The organism is Cupriavidus sp. (genome assembly GCF_057315035.1).
In genome coordinates this window covers 75,916-95,391 of record NZ_DBHKYV010000011.1, presented here as the reverse complement: position 1 = coordinate 95,391, position 19,476 = coordinate 75,916, and the positions used below count along the sequence as shown (strand labels likewise).

Annotated in this window: 22 protein-coding genes; 12 read left to right on the top strand and 10 right to left on the bottom strand. The window is 60.8% G+C overall.

Annotation, left to right across the window (positions count from 1 at the left end):
* Positions 1–27 precede the first annotated feature (27 nt).
* The 5 genes from oxc to ACO550_RS16065 form a co-directional block, all read right to left on the bottom strand.
* Complete coding sequence (gene oxc, locus ACO550_RS16085) at positions 28–1,761, bottom strand: oxalyl-CoA decarboxylase (RefSeq protein WP_315592828.1); 1,734 nt, start codon at positions 1,759–1,761, stop codon at positions 28–30.
* Positions 1,762–2,039: 278 nt separating this feature from the next.
* Positions 2,040–2,822 carry a fumarylacetoacetate hydrolase family protein gene (locus ACO550_RS16080; RefSeq protein WP_315592827.1) on the bottom strand — a complete coding sequence of 261 codons (783 nt, stop codon included), beginning with the start codon at positions 2,820–2,822 and terminating at the stop codon, positions 2,040–2,042.
* A gap of 118 nt (positions 2,823–2,940) precedes the next feature.
* The gene (gene frc, locus ACO550_RS16075; RefSeq protein ID WP_485994901.1) at positions 2,941–4,188 is read right to left on the bottom strand and encodes a formyl-CoA transferase; all 1,248 of its coding nucleotides are present in this window, start codon (positions 4,186–4,188) and stop codon (positions 2,941–2,943) included.
* A gap of 326 nt (positions 4,189–4,514) precedes the next feature.
* Positions 4,515–5,237: an FCD domain-containing protein gene (locus tag ACO550_RS16070; RefSeq protein ID WP_315592825.1), complete on the bottom strand. Its 723-nt coding sequence runs from the start codon at positions 5,235–5,237 to the stop codon at positions 4,515–4,517.
* Between the two features lie 242 nt (positions 5,238–5,479).
* Positions 5,480–6,487, bottom strand: a complete 1,008-nt coding sequence (locus tag ACO550_RS16065) for a 2-dehydropantoate 2-reductase (RefSeq protein ID WP_315592824.1) — start codon at positions 6,485–6,487, stop codon at positions 5,480–5,482.
* 267 nt (positions 6,488–6,754) lie between these two features.
* On the opposite strand from ACO550_RS16065, the gene ACO550_RS16060 reads away from it, so the two are divergent.
* Positions 6,755–7,516 (top strand): TerC family protein, encoded by a 762-nt coding sequence (locus ACO550_RS16060; protein ID WP_315592823.1) that lies wholly within the window; start codon positions 6,755–6,757, stop codon positions 7,514–7,516.
* 6 nt (positions 7,517–7,522) lie between these two features.
* Here the strand turns inward: ACO550_RS16060 and ACO550_RS16055 are convergent, their stop codons facing one another.
* The gene (locus ACO550_RS16055; protein ID WP_315592822.1) at positions 7,523–9,214 is read right to left on the bottom strand and encodes a SulP family inorganic anion transporter; all 1,692 of its coding nucleotides are present in this window, start codon (positions 9,212–9,214) and stop codon (positions 7,523–7,525) included.
* Between the two features lie 247 nt (positions 9,215–9,461).
* On the opposite strand from ACO550_RS16055, the gene ACO550_RS16050 reads away from it, so the two are divergent.
* From ACO550_RS16050 to ACO550_RS16035, 4 genes are all read left to right on the top strand, one after another.
* Entirely contained in the window at positions 9,462–9,740 is a 279-nt protein-coding gene (locus ACO550_RS16050) for a DUF3562 domain-containing protein (RefSeq protein ID WP_315592821.1), read from the top strand.
* Between the two features lie 69 nt (positions 9,741–9,809).
* Positions 9,810–10,025, top strand: coding sequence for a hypothetical protein (locus ACO550_RS16045; protein ID WP_315592820.1), 216 nt, complete (start codon positions 9,810–9,812; stop codon positions 10,023–10,025).
* Between the two features lie 180 nt (positions 10,026–10,205).
* Complete coding sequence (locus ACO550_RS16040; RefSeq protein WP_315592819.1) at positions 10,206–10,895, top strand: FCD domain-containing protein; 690 nt, start codon at positions 10,206–10,208, stop codon at positions 10,893–10,895.
* Positions 10,896–11,224: 329 nt separating this feature from the next.
* Positions 11,225–11,602, top strand: coding sequence for a DUF427 domain-containing protein (locus tag ACO550_RS16035; protein ID WP_315592818.1), 378 nt, complete (start codon positions 11,225–11,227; stop codon positions 11,600–11,602).
* A gap of 115 nt (positions 11,603–11,717) precedes the next feature.
* Here the strand turns inward: ACO550_RS16035 and ACO550_RS16030 are convergent, their stop codons facing one another.
* Positions 11,718–11,903 carry a hypothetical protein gene (locus ACO550_RS16030; protein WP_315592752.1) on the bottom strand — a complete coding sequence of 62 codons (186 nt, stop codon included), beginning with the start codon at positions 11,901–11,903 and terminating at the stop codon, positions 11,718–11,720.
* A 410-nt stretch (positions 11,904–12,313) separates the two neighbouring features.
* Between ACO550_RS16030 and ACO550_RS16025 the strand changes: the two genes are divergently transcribed.
* The 7 genes from ACO550_RS16025 (at position 12,314) to ACO550_RS15995 (ending at position 17,683) form a co-directional block, all read left to right on the top strand.
* Positions 12,314–13,444, top strand: a complete 1,131-nt coding sequence (locus ACO550_RS16025; protein WP_315592817.1) for an MFS transporter — start codon at positions 12,314–12,316, stop codon at positions 13,442–13,444.
* 22 nt (positions 13,445–13,466) lie between these two features.
* Positions 13,467–14,516 carry a zinc-binding dehydrogenase gene (locus ACO550_RS16020; protein WP_315592816.1) on the top strand — a complete coding sequence of 350 codons (1,050 nt, stop codon included), beginning with the start codon at positions 13,467–13,469 and terminating at the stop codon, positions 14,514–14,516.
* 150 nt (positions 14,517–14,666) lie between these two features.
* Positions 14,667–15,437, top strand: coding sequence for a glucose 1-dehydrogenase (locus tag ACO550_RS16015; RefSeq protein ID WP_315592815.1), 771 nt, complete (start codon positions 14,667–14,669; stop codon positions 15,435–15,437).
* A 27-nt stretch (positions 15,438–15,464) separates the two neighbouring features.
* Positions 15,465–15,959 (top strand): (R)-mandelonitrile lyase, encoded by a 495-nt coding sequence (locus tag ACO550_RS16010; RefSeq protein ID WP_315592814.1) that lies wholly within the window; start codon positions 15,465–15,467, stop codon positions 15,957–15,959.
* Positions 15,937–16,752: a carboxymuconolactone decarboxylase family protein gene (locus ACO550_RS16005; RefSeq protein WP_485994900.1), complete on the top strand. Its 816-nt coding sequence runs from the start codon at positions 15,937–15,939 to the stop codon at positions 16,750–16,752. Before ACO550_RS16010 ends, ACO550_RS16005 begins: the two co-directional genes overlap by 23 nt.
* 76 nt (positions 16,753–16,828) lie before the next feature.
* Positions 16,829–17,215 carry a putative quinol monooxygenase gene (locus ACO550_RS16000; RefSeq protein ID WP_315592813.1) on the top strand — a complete coding sequence of 129 codons (387 nt, stop codon included), beginning with the start codon at positions 16,829–16,831 and terminating at the stop codon, positions 17,213–17,215.
* A 102-nt stretch (positions 17,216–17,317) separates the two neighbouring features.
* A complete protein-coding gene (locus ACO550_RS15995) occupies positions 17,318–17,683 on the top strand; it encodes a DUF1330 domain-containing protein (protein ID WP_315592812.1) in 366 nt (121 codons plus the stop codon).
* A gap of 29 nt (positions 17,684–17,712) precedes the next feature.
* Here the strand turns inward: ACO550_RS15995 and ACO550_RS15990 are convergent, their stop codons facing one another.
* The 3 genes from ACO550_RS15990 to ACO550_RS15980 form a co-directional block, all read right to left on the bottom strand.
* On the bottom strand, positions 17,713–18,621 hold the full coding sequence (locus tag ACO550_RS15990) for a LysR substrate-binding domain-containing protein (protein ID WP_315592811.1): 909 nt from the start codon (positions 18,619–18,621) through the stop codon (positions 17,713–17,715).
* 62 nt (positions 18,622–18,683) lie between these two features.
* Positions 18,684–19,016 (bottom strand): hypothetical protein, encoded by a 333-nt coding sequence (locus tag ACO550_RS15985; RefSeq protein ID WP_315592810.1) that lies wholly within the window; start codon positions 19,014–19,016, stop codon positions 18,684–18,686.
* 49 nt (positions 19,017–19,065) lie between these two features.
* Positions 19,066–19,473: a GFA family protein gene (locus ACO550_RS15980; protein WP_315592809.1), complete on the bottom strand. Its 408-nt coding sequence runs from the start codon at positions 19,471–19,473 to the stop codon at positions 19,066–19,068.
* Between the last annotated feature and the right edge of the window lie 3 nt (positions 19,474–19,476).

The following is a 19,476-nucleotide window of genomic DNA, read 5'->3' as shown; positions in this document are numbered from 1 at the left end:
GGAATAGAGGGGTGAAATTCGAGTGGATTACTTGCTGGCCGAGCTTTGCGGATTCAGATTGGTCAGGCGGCCGCTTTCGGTACCGGCAGCCGGGTCGATGACGGCGTTGATCAGGGTGGGCTTGCCCGAGCGCAGTGCTTCATTCACTGCCGCCTCGAGTTCCGTCGGCGTGGTGACGTTGTGGCCGACGCCGCCGAACGCTTCCATCATCTTGTCGTAGCGGGCGCCCGGGACGAACATCGTGACGGCCGGGTCCTTGCCGCCGGTCGGATTCTTGTCGATACCCTTGTAGACGCCGTTGTTGTTGAAAACGACGATGCAGATCGGCAGGTTGTAGCGGCAAATCGTCTCGACTTCCATGCCCGAGAAACCGAATGCGCTGTCACCGCAGACCGCCAGCACTGGTTTGTCGGTTTCCACCGCTGCGGCTACCGCATAGCCCATGCCCACGCCCATCACGCCCCAGGTACCTACGTCGAGGCGCTTGCGCGGCTCGTACATGTCGATCACGGCGCGGGCATAGTCCAGCGTGTTGGCGCCTTCGTTGACAAACGAGATGCTCGGGTTGGCCTTGACGACGTCCTTCAGCACGCGCAGTGCGCTGTGGAAGTTCATCGGCGACGTGTCCTTGGCCAGGGTCTCGGCCATCTTCGCCAGGTTCTTGTCCTTGCGTTCGTCTACCGCGTTGAGCCACTCGGCACCCGGCTTGGCAAAGTCGTTGCCGATCTTGCCGAGCAGTGCCGATACGCACGATCCGATGTCCCCTACTACTGGCGCGGCGATGGCGACGTTGCTGTCCATCTCGGTCGGCGAGATGTCGACCTGAATGAACTGCTTCGGCTTGCCCCAGGTCTTGCCCTTGCCGTGCGACAGCAGCCAGTTCAGGCGGGCACCGACCAGCAACACCACGTCGGCTTCAGCCAGCACATACGAACGCGCGGCCGAGGCCGATTGCGGATGCGTATCGGGCAGCAGGCCCTTGGCCATCGACATCGGCAGGTACGGGATGCCGGTCTTCTCGACCAGCGCGCGGATATCCGCATCGGCGCGTGCGTATGCGGCACCCTTGCCCAGCAGGATCAGCGGACGCTTGGCGCTCTTCAGCAGCTCGACGGCGCGCTCGACCGAGTCCGGTGCCGGGAGCTGGCGCGGAGCCGGGTCCACCACCTTGATCAGGGAGTTGCGACCCTTCTCAGCTTCCATCGACTGGCCCAGCAGCTTGGCCGGCAGGTCCAGGTACACACCGCCCGGACGGCCCGACACGGCAGCACGAATGGCACGCGCAACACCGACACCAATGTCTTCGGCGTGCAGCACGCGGAAGGCGGCCTTGGCGTGCGGGCGGGCGATAGCCAGCTGGTCCATCTCTTCGTAGTCACCTTGCTGCAGATCGACGATCTCGCGCTCGCTGGAGCCGCTGATCAGAATCATCGGGAAGCAGTTGGTGGTCGCATTCGCCAGCGCCGTCAGCCCGTTCAGGAACCCGGGTGCGGACACGGTCAGGCAAACCCCTGGCTTTTGCGTGAGAAAGCCGGCAATCGCGGCGGCGTTGCCTGCGTTCTGCTCATGACGGAAGCTGATGACGCGCATGCCATTGGCCTGTGCCAGGCGGGCCAGATCGGTGACCGGAATGCCGGGCAGGCCGTAGATGTTTTCGATGCCATTCAGCTTCAGTGCGTCGATGACCAGATGAAAACCATCGGTTTGTGCCTGATGTTCTTCCACAGCGTGACGCTGCAGTTCGTTTCCGACTTCTGCCATGGTTGCTTCCTTCTATGCAAATTGACGGGATTGAAATTTCTCTGCCTCAGGGTGTCTTCAGCGGTCGCCCTCGCGTCCCACCTGCCCGATTCGGGCATGACGGAACGCGTTGTCTCCTCCTGACGATTCGCTGCACCCTACGACGCAAAAATACGGTATGTGATATATCAACTATCAGCAAGAAAATTCCCACTATTTCGACGAACTTTCGTCGACGCACTGCAGCATTTCGTGAGAATTAGACGCAAATAAGGGAAATTACCAACTCCCCTTCGACCTCAGCCGCGCATCTGGTTGACCAGCGAGCCAATCCCGCGGATCGACACCTCCACCACCGAACCTTCCTTCATCGACCCGACCCCGATCGAGGTGCCGACGGCGATCACGTCGCCCGGCATTAGCGTCATGTCCTGCGACAGGCGGCTGACCTGCTCCTCGGGAGAAAAAACAATGTCGGACAGGGGGTAGTTCTGGCGCTCGACGCCATCCAGACGCGTCACCACGCTGGCGCTGCGCCAATCAAAGCCGGTGACGATGGCCGGACCGATGCAACCAAAGGTGTCGGAACCCTTGGCGCGGGTCCACTGCGGGAAGTTTGGATCGGCATTGAGCAACTCGCCCGCCGTGACGTCATTGACGATGGTGTAGCCGAAGATGTGCGAGGCGGCTTCGCCCAACGGCACATTGCGGCATTGACGGCCGATCACGATGCCGAGTTCGCCTTCATAGGCGATCTTGCCGGTGTATCCGCCCGGGCGCAGGATATCGTCGCCTGGGCCGGCCAGCGAACTGGCCGGCTTCAGCAGGAACAGCGGATGCACCGGCACCGACTTCTCCAGCCGGGCCGCAAGGGCGTGAAAGTTGTTCCATAGCGCCACGATCTTGCCGGGCTGGCACGGGGCCAGCAGTTCCAGCGAAGCGTAGCTGAAGGCCTTGCCCGTAGGACGGGCATCGCCATAGCCAGGACCATCGTATTCGATGACCCGGTCGGCATCAGCGTCGTCAAGCCGGCCATAAGCGGTGTCGCCGTCAGGGCGGCGGAAGCGAATCCAGGTTTGCACGGCAGAGCTCCTCAGGCAGACGCGTTCGTGTGTGCCGCGCCTGCGCTCTTGGCAGAGATTGAGGCCCCCTGTCAGGGGCCGCGGTGACGGGCGCCGGCCAGTGGCCGCGCGCCTCGGGTCAGACTGCTCCCGCTTCGCGCAGCGCCGCGATCTGTGCTGGCGAACGTCCAAGCCATTCGAGGATCTCTTCGGTGTGCTCGCCCAGCAGCGGCGAGCGCTCGACATTCACCGGCGAGTCGGACAATGTGATTGGCGAGCCGAGCTGCACGTATTTGCCACGCGTCGGATGATCCAACTCCACGAGGTAGCCGCGCTCGTAGAGCGAGCCATCTTCGATCAGGTCCTTCATCGACAGGATCGGGCCGCACGGCACATCGACATCGTTCAGCGCCGCCATCACCTCGAATTTGGTCTTCGACTTGGTCCACTTCTCGACGATGCCGAAGCACTCGCCCAGGCATTTCAGGCGCGCTTCCGGCGTGGCGAACTGCGGGTGCACGATCAGGTCCTCGCGGCCGCACAGGCGCATCAGAGGCTCCCAGCCCTGCGGCTGGATGATGACGTACACGTAGTCATTGGCGCCGCCGGGCGAGCAGCGCAGCGCCGCACCGGGCTGGCCACCGCCGGACGCATTGCCGGCACGCGGCACGTAGTCGCCGAAGTCACCGTTCGGGTACTCCTTGAGCGGACCCGCCGACAGGCGCTGCTGGTCGCGCAGCTTCACGCGGCACAGGTTCAGCACCGAGTCCTGCATGGCCACCTCTACGCGCTGGCCCCGGCCGCTATGTTCGCGCTGCAGCAGCGCGGCCAGGATGCCAACCACGCAATGCACACCGGTACCGGAGTCACCGATCTGCGCACCGGTCACGGTCGGCACGCCGTCATCGCTGCCCGTGGTGCTGGCCGAACCGCCCATGCACTGGGCCACGTTTTCATACGCCTTGCAGTCCTGGTAGGGACCGGGACCAAAGCCCTTGATCGACGCATAGATCATGCGCGGATTCAGGTCCTGGATAGTGTCCCAGTCGAATCCGGCGCGGGCCAGCACGCCCGGGCCGAAATTTTCGATCAGCACGTCGCTTTGCTGGATCAGGTCCTCCAGCAGTGCCTTGCCTTCCGGCGTTTTCATATTGAGCGTCAGGCTACGCTTGTTGCTGTTCAGCATGGTGAAGTACAGGCTGTCAGCGTTCGGCACGTCGCGCAGCTGGCTGCGCGTAATGTCACCGCGCCCCGGCATTTCAACCTTGATCACGTCGGCCCCCATCCAGGCCATCAACTGCGTGGCCGACGGACCGGCCTGCACGTGCGTCATGTCCAGGATGCGAATACCGTCGAGGGCTTTTCTTTCGGTGTGGGTGTCGGCCATGCTGCGTCTCCTGATAAGTGTTCTGTGCTGTTGACATACAGTATGTGGTATATCACCAAGATGCAAGGGGGTTTAAACCCGAATCCAGGAGGTTTCGATGCTGCGCCACAGCAAATACAACGCGACCGATTTGCGAGGCGGATGTACCAACGAAAAAACCCCAACGAGCCGGGCGGCTGTTGGGGTCAGGATGATGCGGTCACGTCACGGGACATCAGGACAATCCGGACGATAACCGTGCGCGCGTGGCGCAGCGTCAGAACGGCCTTGCCCTCGCCGACCGGTCATGGACCAGACGACGGCGAGCGCTAGACGAGGGCCAGACGTCAGTCCAGGAAGTCGCAGTTCTTCTCGACGTACTCGGCCAGGTCCAGCGAATGCTGCCGGACCAGTCGTTCGGCCAGTTCCGTATCGCGTTTTTCCAGCGCTTCAATGATCCGCAGGTGATCGACGATCGAACGCGCCGCACGGTCGCTCTGCGAGATCGTCATTTTCCGGATCGCTCGCACATGGACGAAGATGTTCTTGATCTGGTCCATGATGATCTGCGACTTCGACAACTGCACGATCGCCTGGTGAAAGACGATGTTGGCGTCGGAGTATTCCTCGATATGCTCGGCCGGCGTGGAGTCGCGGAAGCTGTCGAACATATGGCGCAGCTTACCGATCTCCTCGTCGGTGGCATTCTGCGTGGCCAGGCGCGCGGCCATGCTTTCCAGCGCGGCCCAGACCTGGATCATCTCGACGATTTCGCGCTTGGTCTTGCGCGTGATGTAGATGCCGCGGCGCGGCACCGTGCGCAGGAACCCCTCTTGCTCGAGCAGCGTCATCGCCTCGCGGATTGGCGTGCGGCTGACACCGAGCGCCTCGGATAACACGCGCTCGTCGAGCCTGACCTCCTCACGCGACTGATAGATGTCGGCATCGGAAATCGCCTGGCGCAGCATGGCGTACGCCTGGTCGCGCAGGCTTGCGCCCGCATTGATCGGTTGTAGCGAAAGGGACAGTCCGCTGTGCGGCTGGACCTCGGGTTGGCTTTGGGCAGACATGAATGCACTCGTCAATGGCCGGTGCCCCGAACGCCGATCTGACATCCGGTGGCACGCGTCCCTTCGTGAACGTCATCGAAAACAGTTTGGCATGGCGCCATGCGTTCTGCTCATCAATCTGGCGCATTTTCCAAACATGACGTGGACGAAGGGACGAGTCCGGCCTTTCGTATATGGTATATCACATTGACCGCAGTACCGAAGGCCGATTTCCCGGCGATTCAGTCAATCTCAGCCCAAGGTCAGGCCGCCTTGGCCACTGGCGCACTCACTGTCAGTGCCGCCTGGGCCATGCGATCGCGCTGTTTGATCAGGCCCAGCACCGCATCGATCATGGGCGTGGGCTGGCCGAGCATCCGGCCCATCTCCTGCACCACCGTCAGCAGCGGATCGATTTCCATCGCCCTGCCCGCCTCCAGGTCCTGCAGCATCGATGTCTTGTGGGCACCCACCGCGCCAGCGCCATCGATCCGCCGCTCGACGTCGACACGGAAGTGCACGCCAAACCGTTCCGCGATGTCCTTGGCCTCAAGCATCATCTGCCGCGACAACGCGCGGGTGGCCGGATCCGACGTGATGATGTCCAGCGTGCCATGGGTCAGTGCGCTGATCGGGTTGAAGCAGAGGTTGCCCCACAGCTTGAGCCAGATTTCATCACGGATGTTGTCGCGCACCGGGGCATCGAGGTCAGCCTTGACCATCATCTCAGACAGCCGCGTCACACGCGCCGAGCGCGTGCCATCGGGCTCGCCAATCGGAAATTTCTTCCCATAGACATGTTTGATCACGCCCGGCGCGACGATTTCAGCTGCAGGGTAGAGCACGCATCCGATGGCGCGCTCCGGCCCGAGCCCCTGCCATTGCTTGCCGCCCGGATCCACGCTTTCCAGCGTCCTGCCCGCGAAATCGCCACCATGCTGATGGAAATACCAGTAGGGAATGCCGTTGACGCCGGTAACAACCGCCGTTTCGGGGCCCAGCAACGGCTGCATCAGATCCACCACACCAGGCACCTGGTGGGCTTTCAGCGTGATGAACACATAGTCCTGTGGCCCCAGTTCACGCGGATCGCTGGCGCAGCGTACCTTGGCCACGCGCTCCTCGCCATCGATCTGCAGCCGCACGCCGTGGGCCTGCATCGCGGCCAGGTGTGGCCCGCGTGCAATGAAACTGACATCCGCCCCGGCCAGCGCCAACTGCGCGCCCATATAGCCCCCGATCGCTCCGGCTCCGTAGATGCAAATCTTCATGGGTTGTCTCCTGGTTTGTAGTGAATAGTGCGATATCGATGCATTGGTATATCACATACTATATTTCACAATTGCAGTTCGACAACCTCGTTCTTCACCCTACCCGCCCCTAAACCGTCAAATCGGTGCTGTACCGGCTTCGCCAGGGTCGGGCTGTGCGCTACCATGTCTACTGTTGTCCGCTTGCGGGCCGCCACCCCGGCCTACCCTGAACGCCCAACGTCCTGAACGTCCTGAACGTCTTGAACGCCGAGATCTGGAGTCCGCATGGAAACGCTGCTCATATTGGCGCGCGACCCTTCTGCCTGGGCCGCCCTGGCCACGCTGGTGGCCATGGAGATCGTGCTCGGTATCGACAACCTGATCTTCATCTCGATCCTGACCAACAAGCTGCCCGAGGAAAACCGTGAGAAAGCACGGCGGGTGGGCATCGGTCTGGCGCTGATCCTGCGTTTGGGGCTGCTGGCCACCATCGCCGTGATCGTGGCGCTGACCGAACCGGTGTTCACGATCTTCGGCAAAGGCATTTCCTGGCGCGACATCATCCTGATAGCGGGTGGCGCCTTCCTGGTCTGGAAAGCCACACGGGAAATCCATCAGCACGTGGCCCCCGAACCGGAACACGAGGACGAAGCTGCCGTTGCCCGCGCGGTGCCGGGATTCGCGGCGGCCATTGGCCAGATCCTGGTGCTCGACCTGGTGTTCTCGATCGACAGCATCATTACCGCGGTCGGCATGACGGATCACATCCCAATCATGTTTATCGCCGTGATCGCCGCCGTGACCGTGATGCTGGTGGCCGCCGCGCCGCTGGCCAACTTCATCAACCGCAATCCGACCATCGTCATGCTGGCACTGGCCTTCCTGATCATGATCGGCATGACGCTGATTGCCGACGGGCTGGGCCACCATGTGCCCAAAGGCTATATCTACACAGCGATGGCATTTTCCACGGCGGTGGAAGGGCTCAACATGCTGGCACGTCGCCGGCGTGCGAAAGCCCGGGGGCAAACCCCCGCCGCGCATTGACGATTGCTATGGCCCGACACCAGTCGGGCCCGCGCCGTCCCTCCCGGACTCGAATCGTGCAACGGCAAGGTCCAGCGTAAAAAACATGCGCTCGTGGGTCATGGTCTGGCCAAGCGGCGACCGCTGGACCATGTTCAGCACGTCCGGATTCATGCCGACCAGCCATAGCAGAACGCCCTCTTCCTCGCGAAATCTTTTCTCGGCATCGGTCAGCATATGCAGGGCCGTGTATTCGAGATCGGACACGCCCGCCAGGTCCAGCACCAACACCCGTGGCCTGGCCGTCGCCACCAGCGGTCGGAGCTTGTGGCCGACACGCCGGGCATTGGCAAAATAGATGCGCCCCTCCGGCCGGAGCATCAGCAGGCCGGCAATCGTTTCATCGTCCGGATGCTGGGCGGATACCGGACGGAAAACATTGGTATTGGGCTTGCGTGCCAACACGTAGACGGGCGGGTCCGACGTCTGGTAGGCCAGCGCCAGCATCGACACAAGGATGGCCACCACAATGCCCTGCAGCGTGCCGAGCGCCACCACGCCAGCCACCGCCACCACCGCCCAGATGAACTCGGTGCGCCGGACATGAAGCACGGTACGAAATTCCGACGGTTTGATCAGGACAATCGAGTACACGATCACCACGGCTGCCAGCGTTGCATCAGGCATCAGGCCAACCAGCGGCGCCAGTACCAGCATGGTGCCGAGCGCCGCCAGCGACGTCACCAGCCCCGCCAACTGCGAGCGGGCGCCCGACAGGCGATTGACCGCGGTCTGCGTGGTACCGCCGCCGGCCGCCATGGCTCCCAGGAACGCCCCGCCGACATTCGCGAACCCGGTCGCCAATAATTCGCGATCCGCCGAAGGCGGCACGTCTCCCGGTTGGGTGAACGCCCTGCCTGCCGCCACGCTTTCGGTGAAGCTCATTAGCGCAATGCCCAGCGCTGGTGGCCAAAGCTTGCGCACCATCTCCATATCGGGCAGCGTCAACGGCGGCAACCCGGTGGGAACCTTGCCGACAATCGCCACGCCATGGGCCGGCCAATTCAGCAGCACCACACCACAAATGCCCACGGCAACCGCCATCAGCGGCGCGGGAGCGCGCGGATACCAATGCTCCAGCGCCACGAGAATGGCGATCACGCCAAGACCCACCGCTACCGTCGCCAGAGAGGCCTGCGGCAGATGCTGCACGATGGCTACGATATTGTGGAAGAACGAACCCTTCGCGAAATGAATCCCAAGCAGCTTCGGGATCTGGTCGACGACAATGACCAGCCCGACGCCCGCCTTGAAGCCAATCAGCACCGGTTCGGAAATGAAGTCCGCGACAAATCCAAGGCGAAGAAGCCGTGCCGCCAACAACATTGCGCCGACCAGCAGCGTCAGCGTGGCGGATGCCGTGATGAGCGTAGCCTCGGACAGATGGGGTCCAAGGTTGGAGAACGCCGACGCCACCAGTATGGCCAGCGTGGTGGTGGTGCTGACGCTAAGCGTTTGTGAACTACCCAGCACGGCGTAGATCAGCATGGGCACGAACACGGTGTACAGCCCCGTTTGCACTGGCAGCCCAGCGATCGTCGCATAGGCCAGGGCCTTGGGGATGACTACCGCAGCCGCCGTCAATCCGGCCAGAAGGTCCGGCGATATCCATTCCTTGCGATAGTCGCGCACCCAGCGCGGCGCGGGCAGTCTCAGCATGCCGGCAGCGATTTTGTGGTGAGAATGCCCGAACCGGGAAGACTCGGCGGGCTGTGTAATTGTTGCAAAAAGAGTCTAGGTCCCGGCTGATCCGTTTTCAAAAGTATTTGGCGCGTCGCGGTAGTCACCCAAACAAGCCGCGGACGCGGCGAGGGCTGCCCTTGTTCAGTGCGATGAATTTGAAGGTTGATCCAGCCCATATCTGACGACTAACATGGCCGCACGCCGCCAATTCACGGAGCACCGCATGAGTCACTTCCACGCAACTACCGAAGCGGCTTCGACTGATCAGGCAGCGACGGTTCAAGACAACCCTGTGGCGACAAAAAACAGGCCGAGCGCCGGGGAAGACGCAATAGAGCGGATAGCATCTGCGCTAGGCTTACCAGTGGATCAAGTGCGGTGGCAGTTCTGGAATGCGTGGGACAGGCTGCTTGTCGACGCAAAGTTTCCCGATTACCTGTTGGTTTTGTCCGAGAGGAAAACCCGCGATGCGCTGCGCCGGCAGAAGCAGGTTCACCACTAGATCGCAGTCACCCAGCATCACGCCCCCGCATCACCAAATCATCAAATCACCACAACTCGACATACGGCGATGACTAAGACGGATAAGAAAAAATATCTCAAAGCACTGAACCGGAGCCTCAAGAAGGAGGCAGGCGAAGATTTCGGGACGTCATTCGTCTTCTATCCCGTTGGGGCGAAGCCGAAAGCGGCCACCGGCGTGACGATGAGCGACGCTGCCGATTCCCGTGTGCTGGACGTCATGACCGCGGTCCAGGCGCGCGTGTTTGCCGAGTTCAGCCAGTGACCTGAGAAACGCAACCTGCCTGTCATCAAGAAGACTTTCTGGCATTCTCAGGTAGACTGTTGGCCGCGTCAGCGGTGACCGCCTTTGGCTAGCGGGCCCCGTCTGGCTGAGAATTAGTTGAAATCAATGGCTTCGTTTGCCGGATCGGCGAACGCGCTGTCATCCCCAGAATTCGTCTTCATGCTTCCTACGGACCTCGCCGGCGCCGACGGTGACCAAAGTGCTTCGCTGCCTCGTTCCGAGCGCGCATATCAACAGCTGCGTTCCGCGATCCAGGCAGGCCAACTGCCGCCGGGCACGCGCCTGCGCGAAGTAGAACTGGCCGAGTCGCTAGGACTGTCGCGTACCCCGGTGCGCGAAGCCCTGTCTCGGCTGGAATCCGAAGGTCTGGTGGTCAACGAGCCGAACCGCGGCATGATGGTGACCCGGCTCGACGCCAGCATGGTCAGCGAACTGTATGTGATGCGTGAGGTGCTGGAATCCACCGCAGCTGCTCTGGCCGCGCGCCATGCCACGGACGTCGAGATTTCGCTGCTGCGCGATATCGTGGAGCGCGACCTGTCGTTCGCCGAAGATCCGGACAAGCTGGCGATGAATAACCGCCTGTTCCACGAAACCCTGCACCGGTGCGCGCATAACCGTTACCTGCTCAAGACACTGCGTTCGCTGCATGAATCGATGGCGCTGCTGGGCCGTTCCACGCTGGCGGTGCCGGGCCGGGCACGCGGATCGTACGAGGAACACCTGGCACTGGTCGAAGCGCTTGAAGCACGCAACCCCGAACAGGCCGAGAAGATTACCCGGCGCCATATCCAGCAGGCCTACAAGGTGCGCCTGTCGCTCTGGATTGAAGAGCAATCAGGAACCTGATCAAGCTATCAGCTGCGTCATTCGTCGCGCTATCAGTAGCACCCCATCAATAGCCCCGCTCGATACGCGGGGCTATTGTTTTGGAGATGCGAAAAGTGTGTTCCGCTGTTGCGCTTTTTTGCAACGATGCGGCGCGCTATTGTTTGCCTGAGGCCGCTGGCTCTTCTCTCCCTCTCCGGCCTCACGTCACCTCCGTGGCGGTTTTTTCATGATTGGCGCCGGCGCGTACGGGTTGTGGTTCGTCCGTACGCCGAGGTCGGCGCGGGCGCGGCAGTGTTGCCGCGCCTTACTTTTTTTGCCGCATCCATATCCCCAGGCAAGGACCTTTCATGACCAACAAACCCGTCAAGATCCCCGGCCCCGAGCATCCCATCACGATCACGCAGCAAGGCGGGCGGGTCGTCGTCACTGCCGGGGGCCAGGTCATCGCAGATTCCAGGCATGCACTAACGCTCCAGGAAGCCGCCTACCCGGCGGTGCAGTACATACCGCGCGACGATGTCGACATGTCGAAACTCGCCCGGACGACCCATTCCAGCTACTGCCCGTACAAGGGCGACGCGTCGTACTTCAGCATCCCGGCTAGCGGCCAACGTGCGGAAAATGCGGTCTGGACCTACGAGCATCCACATCCGGCCATGGCTCAGATCGCCGGCTACGTCGCGTTCTATCCGGATCGGGTCGACAGCATCGAAGTGGCGCGCTGATCCGCCCGACAAACAAAAACCGGCCTGCCACACACTTGTCCAGTGTGCGGCAGGCCGGTTTTTTGTCTTTGCGGCGCCCGATGCGCCGCCCTTCAATTGCTCAGCTTTGTGCCGCTCAGCCGTTCGCGTAGACCACCTTGGCCTTGCGCGCTTCCGCCTGCAGGCGGGTGAAAATGTTCTGGACGGCGGCGATCACACGCTTCACGTCGTTGGCAAAGCCCAGGCTTTGCGTACCGAGCTCACGCTCGATGAGGTCACGTTCCAGTTGATCGGTCAGCTTGATGTCGGATTGGGTGTTCATGGCGTCCTTCCTTGAGGGATTACCCTTATGGGGTTTTCCCGAATTGTAGCAGACGCTTTGTCGCATTGCAGCATTAGGTAATAGTGCGTATGCGGAATGGCAACACCGATGAATCCCTCCCGCGTACGCGTGAATCAGTCTTCGCGAAGCATCGGCAAACACCGCAGGCCGCCAGTCCCAGTCAGCCACTGCCATCTCATGAATCCTGTTCATAAAGGCATCAAGTATTGAGGCGCTAGTCGCACGTATCCTTTCTCGCGAAGATACGGCCAATGGAAAAACCCGCTCTACATCCAGCAGCGGCGGCTTGCCCGCCCTACTCCGCCTCGACCGCGCCTGGCACCTCCGCACCATCCCCCACGTCACATCAGCCCGCCCACGCACCGGCATACTGGAGCGGCGTTTTTGCGATGACGCTCTGCGTCTTTGCATTGATCGCATCGGAGTTCATGCCGGTAAGTTTGCTGACCCCGATGGCCGCGGACCTGCATGTCACGGAAGGGATGGCTGGCCAAGGCATCGCCATCTCCGGCGCCTTTGCCGTCGTCACGAGCCTGTTCATTTCGGCACTGGCAGGCAGCATGAACCGCAAATCCCTGCTTCTCGGCCTTACGGGTGTGATGGCGTTGTCCGGCGCCATCATCGCAGTGGCCCCTACCTACGTCGCCTACATGACGGGACGAGGATTGATCGGCGTGGTCGTCGGCGGATTCTGGTCCATGTCGGCGGCCACCGCGATGCGTCTGGTCCCGGCGCACCATGTGCCGCGGGCGTTGGCCGTCTTCAACGGCGGCAACGCACTGGCCACGGTCGTCGCGGCGCCGCTCGGCAGCTATCTTGGCGCGGTCGTTGGCTGGCGTGGAGCCTTCTACTGCCTCGTACCCGTAGCGCTGTTCGCGCTCGCCTGGCAATGGGTCAGCCTGCCTGCCATGCCGGTGGCGTCTCGTACCAACGGCCCTGGTCATGTGTTCGCACACCTTAAGCGACCCGTCGTCGCATTCGGAATGCTGGCTGCCGGCGTGTTCTTCTCTGGACAGTTCGCCTTGTTCACCTACGTTCGGCCTTTCCTCGAAACCGTGACGCGAGTGGATGCATCTGGGCTGTCGCTGATTCTGCTGGTGATCGGCCTCGCAGGATTTATCGGGACCATGCTGATTGGCGCTGTACTGAAGCGGGCGTTCTACCCGACGCTCATCGCTATCCCGTCGCTAATGGCCGCAATTGCCCTCGCACTCATTGCGTTCGGCCACCAGACCGCCGCTGTCGTGGCGCTGCTCGCGTTGTGGGGATTGGTTGCAACCGCAGCACCAGTCGGTTGGTGGAACTGGATCACGCGTACGTTCCCACGACACGCCGAGGCAGGTGGCGGCCTGATGGTGGCCGTTGTCCAACTTTCAATTGCGATGGGTTCCACGGTTGGCGGAGTTCTGTTCGACACGTTCGGCTATCGCAGCACGCTGGAGGCTAGCGCCTTGCTGCTACTACTAGGGGCTGGACTGGCCTATCTGACTTCACGTGCCGAATCGGCGCACACCGTCTGAGTCATTCCAAGGAGAAGATTCCATGACCATCAACGCATATGGCGCGCATGCCGCCGACCAAACGCTCGAACCCATCGATATCGTACGGCGCGCACCGCGCGCGCATGACGTCCAGATCGATATCGCCTTCTGCGGCGTATGCCATTCAGACATCCATCAGGTCCGCTCCGAATGGTCTGGCACGCTCTATCCCTGTGTCCCCGGTCATGAGATTGTCGGCCGCGTTTCGGCAGTTGGTGCCCATGTAGCTGCGTTCAAGGTTGGTGATCTCGTCGGCGTCGGCTGCATGGTCGACAGTTGCAAGCACTGCGCCGATTGCGACGCGGGCTTGGAGAACTACTGCGACAACATGGTCGGAACCTACAATGGACCGACCGAAGATGCCCCAGGCCACACCCTGGGAGGTTATTCGCAACAGATTGTGGTGCACGAGCGCTACGTGCTGCGCGTTCGCCATCCTGAGGCCGACCTTGCAGCCGTTGCGCCGCTGCTATGCGCTGGAATCACGACCTATTCGCCGCTTCGACATTGGAATGTCGGGCCCGGACACCGGGTCGGCGTCGTCGGCATTGGCGGACTAGGCCACATGGGCGTCAAACTGGCACACGCAATGGGTGCTCATGTCGTGGCGCTCACCACCTCAGAATCGAAGCGCCAGGATGCCCTGGCCCTGGGTGCACACGAGGTGGTACTGACACGCAGCGAAGAAGAAATGTCATCTCTTGCCGGAAGTCTGGATTTCATCCTCAATACCGTGGCCGCACCGCACGACCTGGACGCATTCTTCGCGCTGCTGAAGCGGGACGGAACCATGGCGCTGGTCGGCGCCCCGGCCACTCCGCACCCATCTCCCCAGGTCTTCAATCTGATCATGAAACGTCGCAGCCTGGCCGGCTCCATGATTGGAGGGATCCCGGAAACGCAAGAGATGCTGGACTTCTGCGCCGAGCACGGCATCGTGGCTGACATCGAAGAGATTCGCGCCGAGGAGATCAACACGGCGTATGAACGCATGCTCAAAGGCGACGTCAAGTACAGGTTCGTGATTGACTGCGCAACGCTCGGGCGTTGACCAGCAGCCGTCCATTGCTGAATCTCGCTCACAAGAGCATGCGGGCAGAGCCCCTTACCAAAGCGCAGCCATGTAATTACATTCTCAAGATCCTGCGTCAACTCCAGCCGCGTCCATTGCACATCAAATCTGGCAATCTTTAGAGAGCTTATGAGCAACGTAACGTACAACTTCTCCGGAAAAGTGGCACTTGTCACCGGTGCAGCGTCAGGAATGGGATTGGCGACAGCCCAGGCATTTGCCAAGGCCGGCGCGGCGGTCACTCTCGCCGATACAAACGCCGAAGCACTCGCCGCGGCCGTGGAAGCTTTATTAGCCTCTGGCCACCGCGTTCTGCCGGTTGTCTGTGACGTCTCGGATGAAGAGCAGGTTTCGGCAATGGTGCAACAGACCGTCTCGACGTTTGGTCGCCTGGACGCGGCATTCAACAATGCCGGAATTCAGGTCCCACCCTGCAATGCAGCGGATGAGCCCGCAGCAAACTTCGACAAAGTCAACGCCGTCAATTTGCGCGGTGTGTGGGCGTGCATGAAGCACGAACTGAAGCAGATGAGAGTGCAAGGTAGCGGTGCGATCGTCAACTGCTCATCGCTAGGCGGCCTGGTCGGGCTTCCTGGTCGTGCCGCGTACCATGCATCGAAGCACGGGGTCATCGGCATGACTCGAAGCGCGGCACTTGAGTATGCACCGCTCGGCGTTCGAATCAATGCGATTTGTCCGGGTACCTTCGACACACCGATGGTCTCGTCAATGCTGGCTGAGCAGGCAGAAGCGATGAATGAGATCCTGCGGGAGCAACCCATCGGTCGACTTGGCCGTGTCGAGGAGATTGCTGATGCCGTTCTGTGGCTTTGCAGTTCTGGGGCGACCTTTGTCATAGGTCACGCGCTGGCCATCGACGGTGGCTTCACGGCGCACTAATGCCGCCGCATTGCGAAAGGATTGGTCATGATCTTCATCTCGAAACCCTTTGCATGTGCAGTTGCGCTTCTCACCGTGTTTGCTGTTGCAGACCACGCACGTGCAAACGAGCAAGCTGAGGCACAACAGATCACGCCTGCAGGGTCTCAACGCGCAAGCGTCGGATCACCCGACTTTCTTACTGGAAGTGTGCGCGTTGAACCCGTGTGGCCAGCCGACAAGAATATCAACGCCTCGGGCGGTCTTGTCACCTTCCAGCCTGCCGCCCGATCGGCCTGGCACACCCATCCCGCAGGCCAGCGACTCCTGGTCATGTCTGGTGTCGGCCTGACCCAGGAATGGGGCAAGCCTGTCCGGGAGATTCGACCGGGCGACGTGGTCTGGTGCCCGCCTGGTGTCAAGCATTGGCATGGCGCGTCTGCCGGAGCGGCCATGACGCATCTGGCGATCACGGGCAGTGTTGAAGGGAACAACGTCACCTGGATGGAGAAGGTCGCCGATGAGCAATATAACGCTCGCTAAGAATTCCTTCCCGCACCGTAAGCTGATGACACTCGCTGTTGTGCTGTGCTCATCCTGGGGTGCCGGATTTACCGAACGAAACGCGCATGCGCAGGAACCTCTGAGTATGAATCAAGCACAGTCCACCACTACCAACTCCGCCATCTCCGAAACCCTTACGGTGCGCCAGCAGGCCATCGTTCCGATCGCAGCCTTTGCGGCCGTCGGGGACATCGGCAGCCTCAATACCGCCCTGAACCAAGGGCTGGATGGAGGACTGACGATCAACGATGCCAAGGAGATTCTTGTGCAGCTGTATGCGTATGCTGGATTTCCTCGTAGCCTGAACGCTCTCGGCGAGCTGATGAAAGTCGTGGAAGCACGTAAGCAGCGCGGGGTCCACGACACCATGGGAAGCGGCCCGAGCGCTCCCATCCCCAAAGGCGACGCGTTGCTGGCAGCGGGGACAGCGAATCAGACGAAATTGTCGGGTGCGCCGGTCAAAGGACCACTCTTCGACTTCGCTCCAGCCATTGACGAATACCTCAAGTCACACTTGTTCGGCAACATCTTCGAACGCAATAACCTCGATTGGCAGAGCCGGGAGCTCGCCACCGTCGGCATGTTGTCGTCTCTCCCGGGAGCCGAGTCGCAATTGCAGGCTCATATGCGCATCAGCATGAATGTGGGTCTGACCGCGGGACAACTGCGTCAAGTCACCGAAGTTCTGGCTGAGCGCGTAAGCACGGATAACGCTCGGCGGGCTCGGGAGGCACTGGATCGACAACTTGCTACCACAGCCAGCGCCAAGTGACCACGCAAACCGCTTCACGAGGACGATGGTCAACCTTGATAGTGGCATCGTCGCTTTGCAACTTCGAAGGCCGCGTATGAAACTCCGTCACTTGCTTTCCTGCATACCTCTGCTGTCGGTAGTCGCGGCGGACAGTTCCGCCGCACAAGGCGATGCTTCCACGACGGTGGTACGTGTTGCCCAGTTGGAGATTGATCCTGCTCAGTTGGAGCAGTACACAAGGATCGTCAAGGAGGAGATGGAGATTTCGGCGCGCGATGAGCCGGGCGTCATCGCAATCTATTCTGTGGCCGAAAAGGAGCATCCCCATCGGCTTCACTTCTTCGAGATCTACGCGAGTGAGAAAGCCTACCTGTCGCACATCGGCTCCCCTCACTTCAAGAAGTACGTCGAGCAGACCCAGTCGATGATTCGCTCACGCCGACTGATCGAAACAACGCCGGTCCAACTCAGCACGAAGTAGGACTTACAGCCGCCGCGCATCACCAGGGATGAATACTCAATGAGAGCGAGCCGAATCCGCTTTTTCTGTGCGGTTGGACTGACACTCCAGACTGCATTGCCCATGGCTGTCGTTCATGCGCAGACAGCCGCCCAATCCCAGCCGATGGCGTACTACATTGCGGAGTTCGAACCAACTGTTCCGGGGGCGATTCAACCCTATAGTGCTCGTGTCGAATCCACCTTCAGGCCGTTCGGTGGAAGATTCTTAGTGCGTGGCGGCGAAACAGAATCACTTGAGGGGACGCCTCCCCATGGTCGACTGGTTATCATTGCATTCGATAACATGGACCAGGCACGGGCTTGGTACAACTCTCCTGCGTACGAAGCGATCAAACCAATCCGTCACCAGGCGGGCACGTCAAACGTCTACATCGTTCCAGGGGTGTCGCAGATTGATGCCAGCCCGGGACGAACTGGTGGGAAATGATCTGGATTGACGCTGTCCCTGACGTTCGCCTACAGCCCCAAGGGTGCCAACTCTTTCACCAGATCGATGAGCAAGCGCAGTCCCGTCGGCATCTGGCGCCGACTTGAGTAGTAGATATGAAATCCCGGTTCCGTGGGCGCCCAGTCGGTAAGGACGAGCGTCAACCGCCCGTCTTCGACGTGCTTCCTTATAAGCGGTTCAGGCAGATACATCAGGCCCATTCCACCGAGAACCCCGACAAGCCCGGTCTCGGCATGGTCGACGATTACCGTGCGCGGCACCGTGATGGCCAACTTCTCATCGCCTTTCTCGAACTCCCAGCGGTATATTCGATCATCCCCAAGCCGGATGCTCACGCAGCGATGTTCGACCAGGTCTGTGGGGTGACTTGGGGTGCCAAATCGCTTCAGGTAGCCGGGCGTTCCCGCGACAACCCAACGTATGTTGGCAGAGAGTCGTTGCGCAACCATGTCCTCCGGAACAGTTCCGCCATAGCGAACGCCCGCGTCGAACCCGCCCTGGGTGACGTCAACCATGCGGTTACTCGCCACGATATCAAGCTCGACTTCGGGATACCGATCCACGAAAGTCGGCAACACCGGCCCGAGAAGCAAAGTCGCAGCCTCCACTGCCGCATTGATTCGAATGCGCCCCGTAGGTGCATCCCGGAACCTGTTCAGGGTTTCCAGCGCCCCGTCAATCGCCTCGATGGGCGTGCTCGTCGACGCCGCCAAGGCGTCTCCCGCGGCCGTAAGCGTCACGCTTTTTGTCGTGCGATTCAGTAGCCGAACGCCGAGGCGGGATTCGAAACCTTTCAACGCATGGCTCAATGCCGACGCACTAACGCCGAGTTCAATCGCTGCTCGGCTGAAGCTCCGATGTTTTGCGATCGCGAGAAAGTAGATGAGGTCCGCTACGTCTGCCCGGCTGGTATGCATGCTTGAAGTTTCTCCAGCCACCCCTACGAGGCGCGGCATTTCACTTCAGCAATCATAACGGATCACAGTGCCAGGAACTCATCGTAAGCTTCGTCCGTCCACGTCAGGGCCCGTGCTGCATCACACATGATGACCGTAAGACCAAGTCCTGCAAGCACCACGGCCTGCACATACTCCTTGGACAAACCCAGGGCGAACAGCCGGATCGCGTGAATCTTGAATTGCACTTCCTTGCCTAACATCGCAAACTGGACCGCGATGACTGTCTCGTAGGTCTTTTGATCAAGTGCGTCAGCATTGCCCAAAGCCTCGCGCATATGCTTGTAGTGCTCGTGGGCCTGTGGATTTCCGACCGCCAGGATCCCGCTGCTGCTTTTGGCGTCCGTAGTCTTCATATGTTAGTGAAAGTGGGTCATGGATAAACGTGGTGCGTATTCTTCCGGGCTACGGCTGCCCTTCAAATTCCACCACATCGTCAATGCAGGGCATCCAGTCAAAGCGGCGCTTTGTCCAGATCTGCCTGCGAGGACGACCGAGCTCATAGCGCTGCTTCAGGGCACCCACGCGTAGTGAATAGCTTTGCGGGCTATCTTCGGCCGACGCATACACCGGCCCACCGCAGTTGTCACAGAACGCATGAATCCGTCTGGCACCACTGTCAGCGATCTTGAGATACTTTTTGGGGACACCTTTCGTAATACGAAAGCCGTCTGCCGGAGCGGCGATGTTGGCACGGAAGGCGGAGCCAGACTGCATCTGGCAGTCAGCGCAGTTGCAGATTGAGATGGTGCCGGGCTCAACCTCCGCCTCGTACTGGATGGCACCGCAGTGGCACTGTCCTTCGACTTTCATGGC

What these genes read in the sequence shown, in the direction of transcription:
- oxc (WP_315592828.1), bottom strand. Translation starts at nt 1,761, where the DNA reads ATGGCAGAAGTCGGAAACGAACTGCAGCGTCACGCTGTGGAAGAACAT.
- frc (WP_485994901.1), bottom strand. Translation starts at nt 4,188, where the DNA reads ATGGCCGACACCCACACCGAAAGAAAAGCCCTCGACGGTATTCGCATC.
- ACO550_RS16070 (WP_315592825.1), bottom strand. Translation starts at nt 5,237, where the DNA reads ATGTCTGCCCAAAGCCAACCCGAGGTCCAGCCGCACAGCGGACTGTCC.
- ACO550_RS16065 (WP_315592824.1), bottom strand. Translation starts at nt 6,487, where the DNA reads ATGAAGATTTGCATCTACGGAGCCGGAGCGATCGGGGGCTATATGGGC.
- ACO550_RS16060 (WP_315592823.1), top strand. Translation starts at nt 6,755, where the DNA reads ATGGAAACGCTGCTCATATTGGCGCGCGACCCTTCTGCCTGGGCCGCC.
- ACO550_RS16055 (WP_315592822.1), bottom strand. Translation starts at nt 9,214, where the DNA reads ATGCTGAGACTGCCCGCGCCGCGCTGGGTGCGCGACTATCGCAAGGAA.
- ACO550_RS16050 (WP_315592821.1), top strand. Translation starts at nt 9,462, where the DNA reads ATGAGTCACTTCCACGCAACTACCGAAGCGGCTTCGACTGATCAGGCA.
- ACO550_RS16045 (WP_315592820.1), top strand. Translation starts at nt 9,810, where the DNA reads ATGACTAAGACGGATAAGAAAAAATATCTCAAAGCACTGAACCGGAGC.
- ACO550_RS16040 (WP_315592819.1), top strand. Translation starts at nt 10,206, where the DNA reads ATGCTTCCTACGGACCTCGCCGGCGCCGACGGTGACCAAAGTGCTTCG.
- ACO550_RS16035 (WP_315592818.1), top strand. Translation starts at nt 11,225, where the DNA reads ATGACCAACAAACCCGTCAAGATCCCCGGCCCCGAGCATCCCATCACG.
- ACO550_RS16030 (WP_315592752.1), bottom strand. Translation starts at nt 11,903, where the DNA reads ATGAACACCCAATCCGACATCAAGCTGACCGATCAACTGGAACGTGAC.
- ACO550_RS16025 (WP_315592817.1), top strand. Translation starts at nt 12,314, where the DNA reads ATGACGCTCTGCGTCTTTGCATTGATCGCATCGGAGTTCATGCCGGTA.
- ACO550_RS16020 (WP_315592816.1), top strand. Translation starts at nt 13,467, where the DNA reads ATGACCATCAACGCATATGGCGCGCATGCCGCCGACCAAACGCTCGAA.
- ACO550_RS16015 (WP_315592815.1), top strand. Translation starts at nt 14,667, where the DNA reads ATGAGCAACGTAACGTACAACTTCTCCGGAAAAGTGGCACTTGTCACC.
- ACO550_RS16010 (WP_315592814.1), top strand. Translation starts at nt 15,465, where the DNA reads ATGATCTTCATCTCGAAACCCTTTGCATGTGCAGTTGCGCTTCTCACC.
- ACO550_RS16005 (WP_485994900.1), top strand. Translation starts at nt 15,937, where the DNA reads ATGAGCAATATAACGCTCGCTAAGAATTCCTTCCCGCACCGTAAGCTG.
- ACO550_RS16000 (WP_315592813.1), top strand. Translation starts at nt 16,829, where the DNA reads ATGAAACTCCGTCACTTGCTTTCCTGCATACCTCTGCTGTCGGTAGTC.
- ACO550_RS15995 (WP_315592812.1), top strand. Translation starts at nt 17,318, where the DNA reads ATGGCTGTCGTTCATGCGCAGACAGCCGCCCAATCCCAGCCGATGGCG.
- ACO550_RS15990 (WP_315592811.1), bottom strand. Translation starts at nt 18,621, where the DNA reads ATGCATACCAGCCGGGCAGACGTAGCGGACCTCATCTACTTTCTCGCG.
- ACO550_RS15985 (WP_315592810.1), bottom strand. Translation starts at nt 19,016, where the DNA reads ATGAAGACTACGGACGCCAAAAGCAGCAGCGGGATCCTGGCGGTCGGA.
- ACO550_RS15980 (WP_315592809.1), bottom strand. Translation starts at nt 19,473, where the DNA reads ATGAAAGTCGAAGGACAGTGCCACTGCGGTGCCATCCAGTACGAGGCG.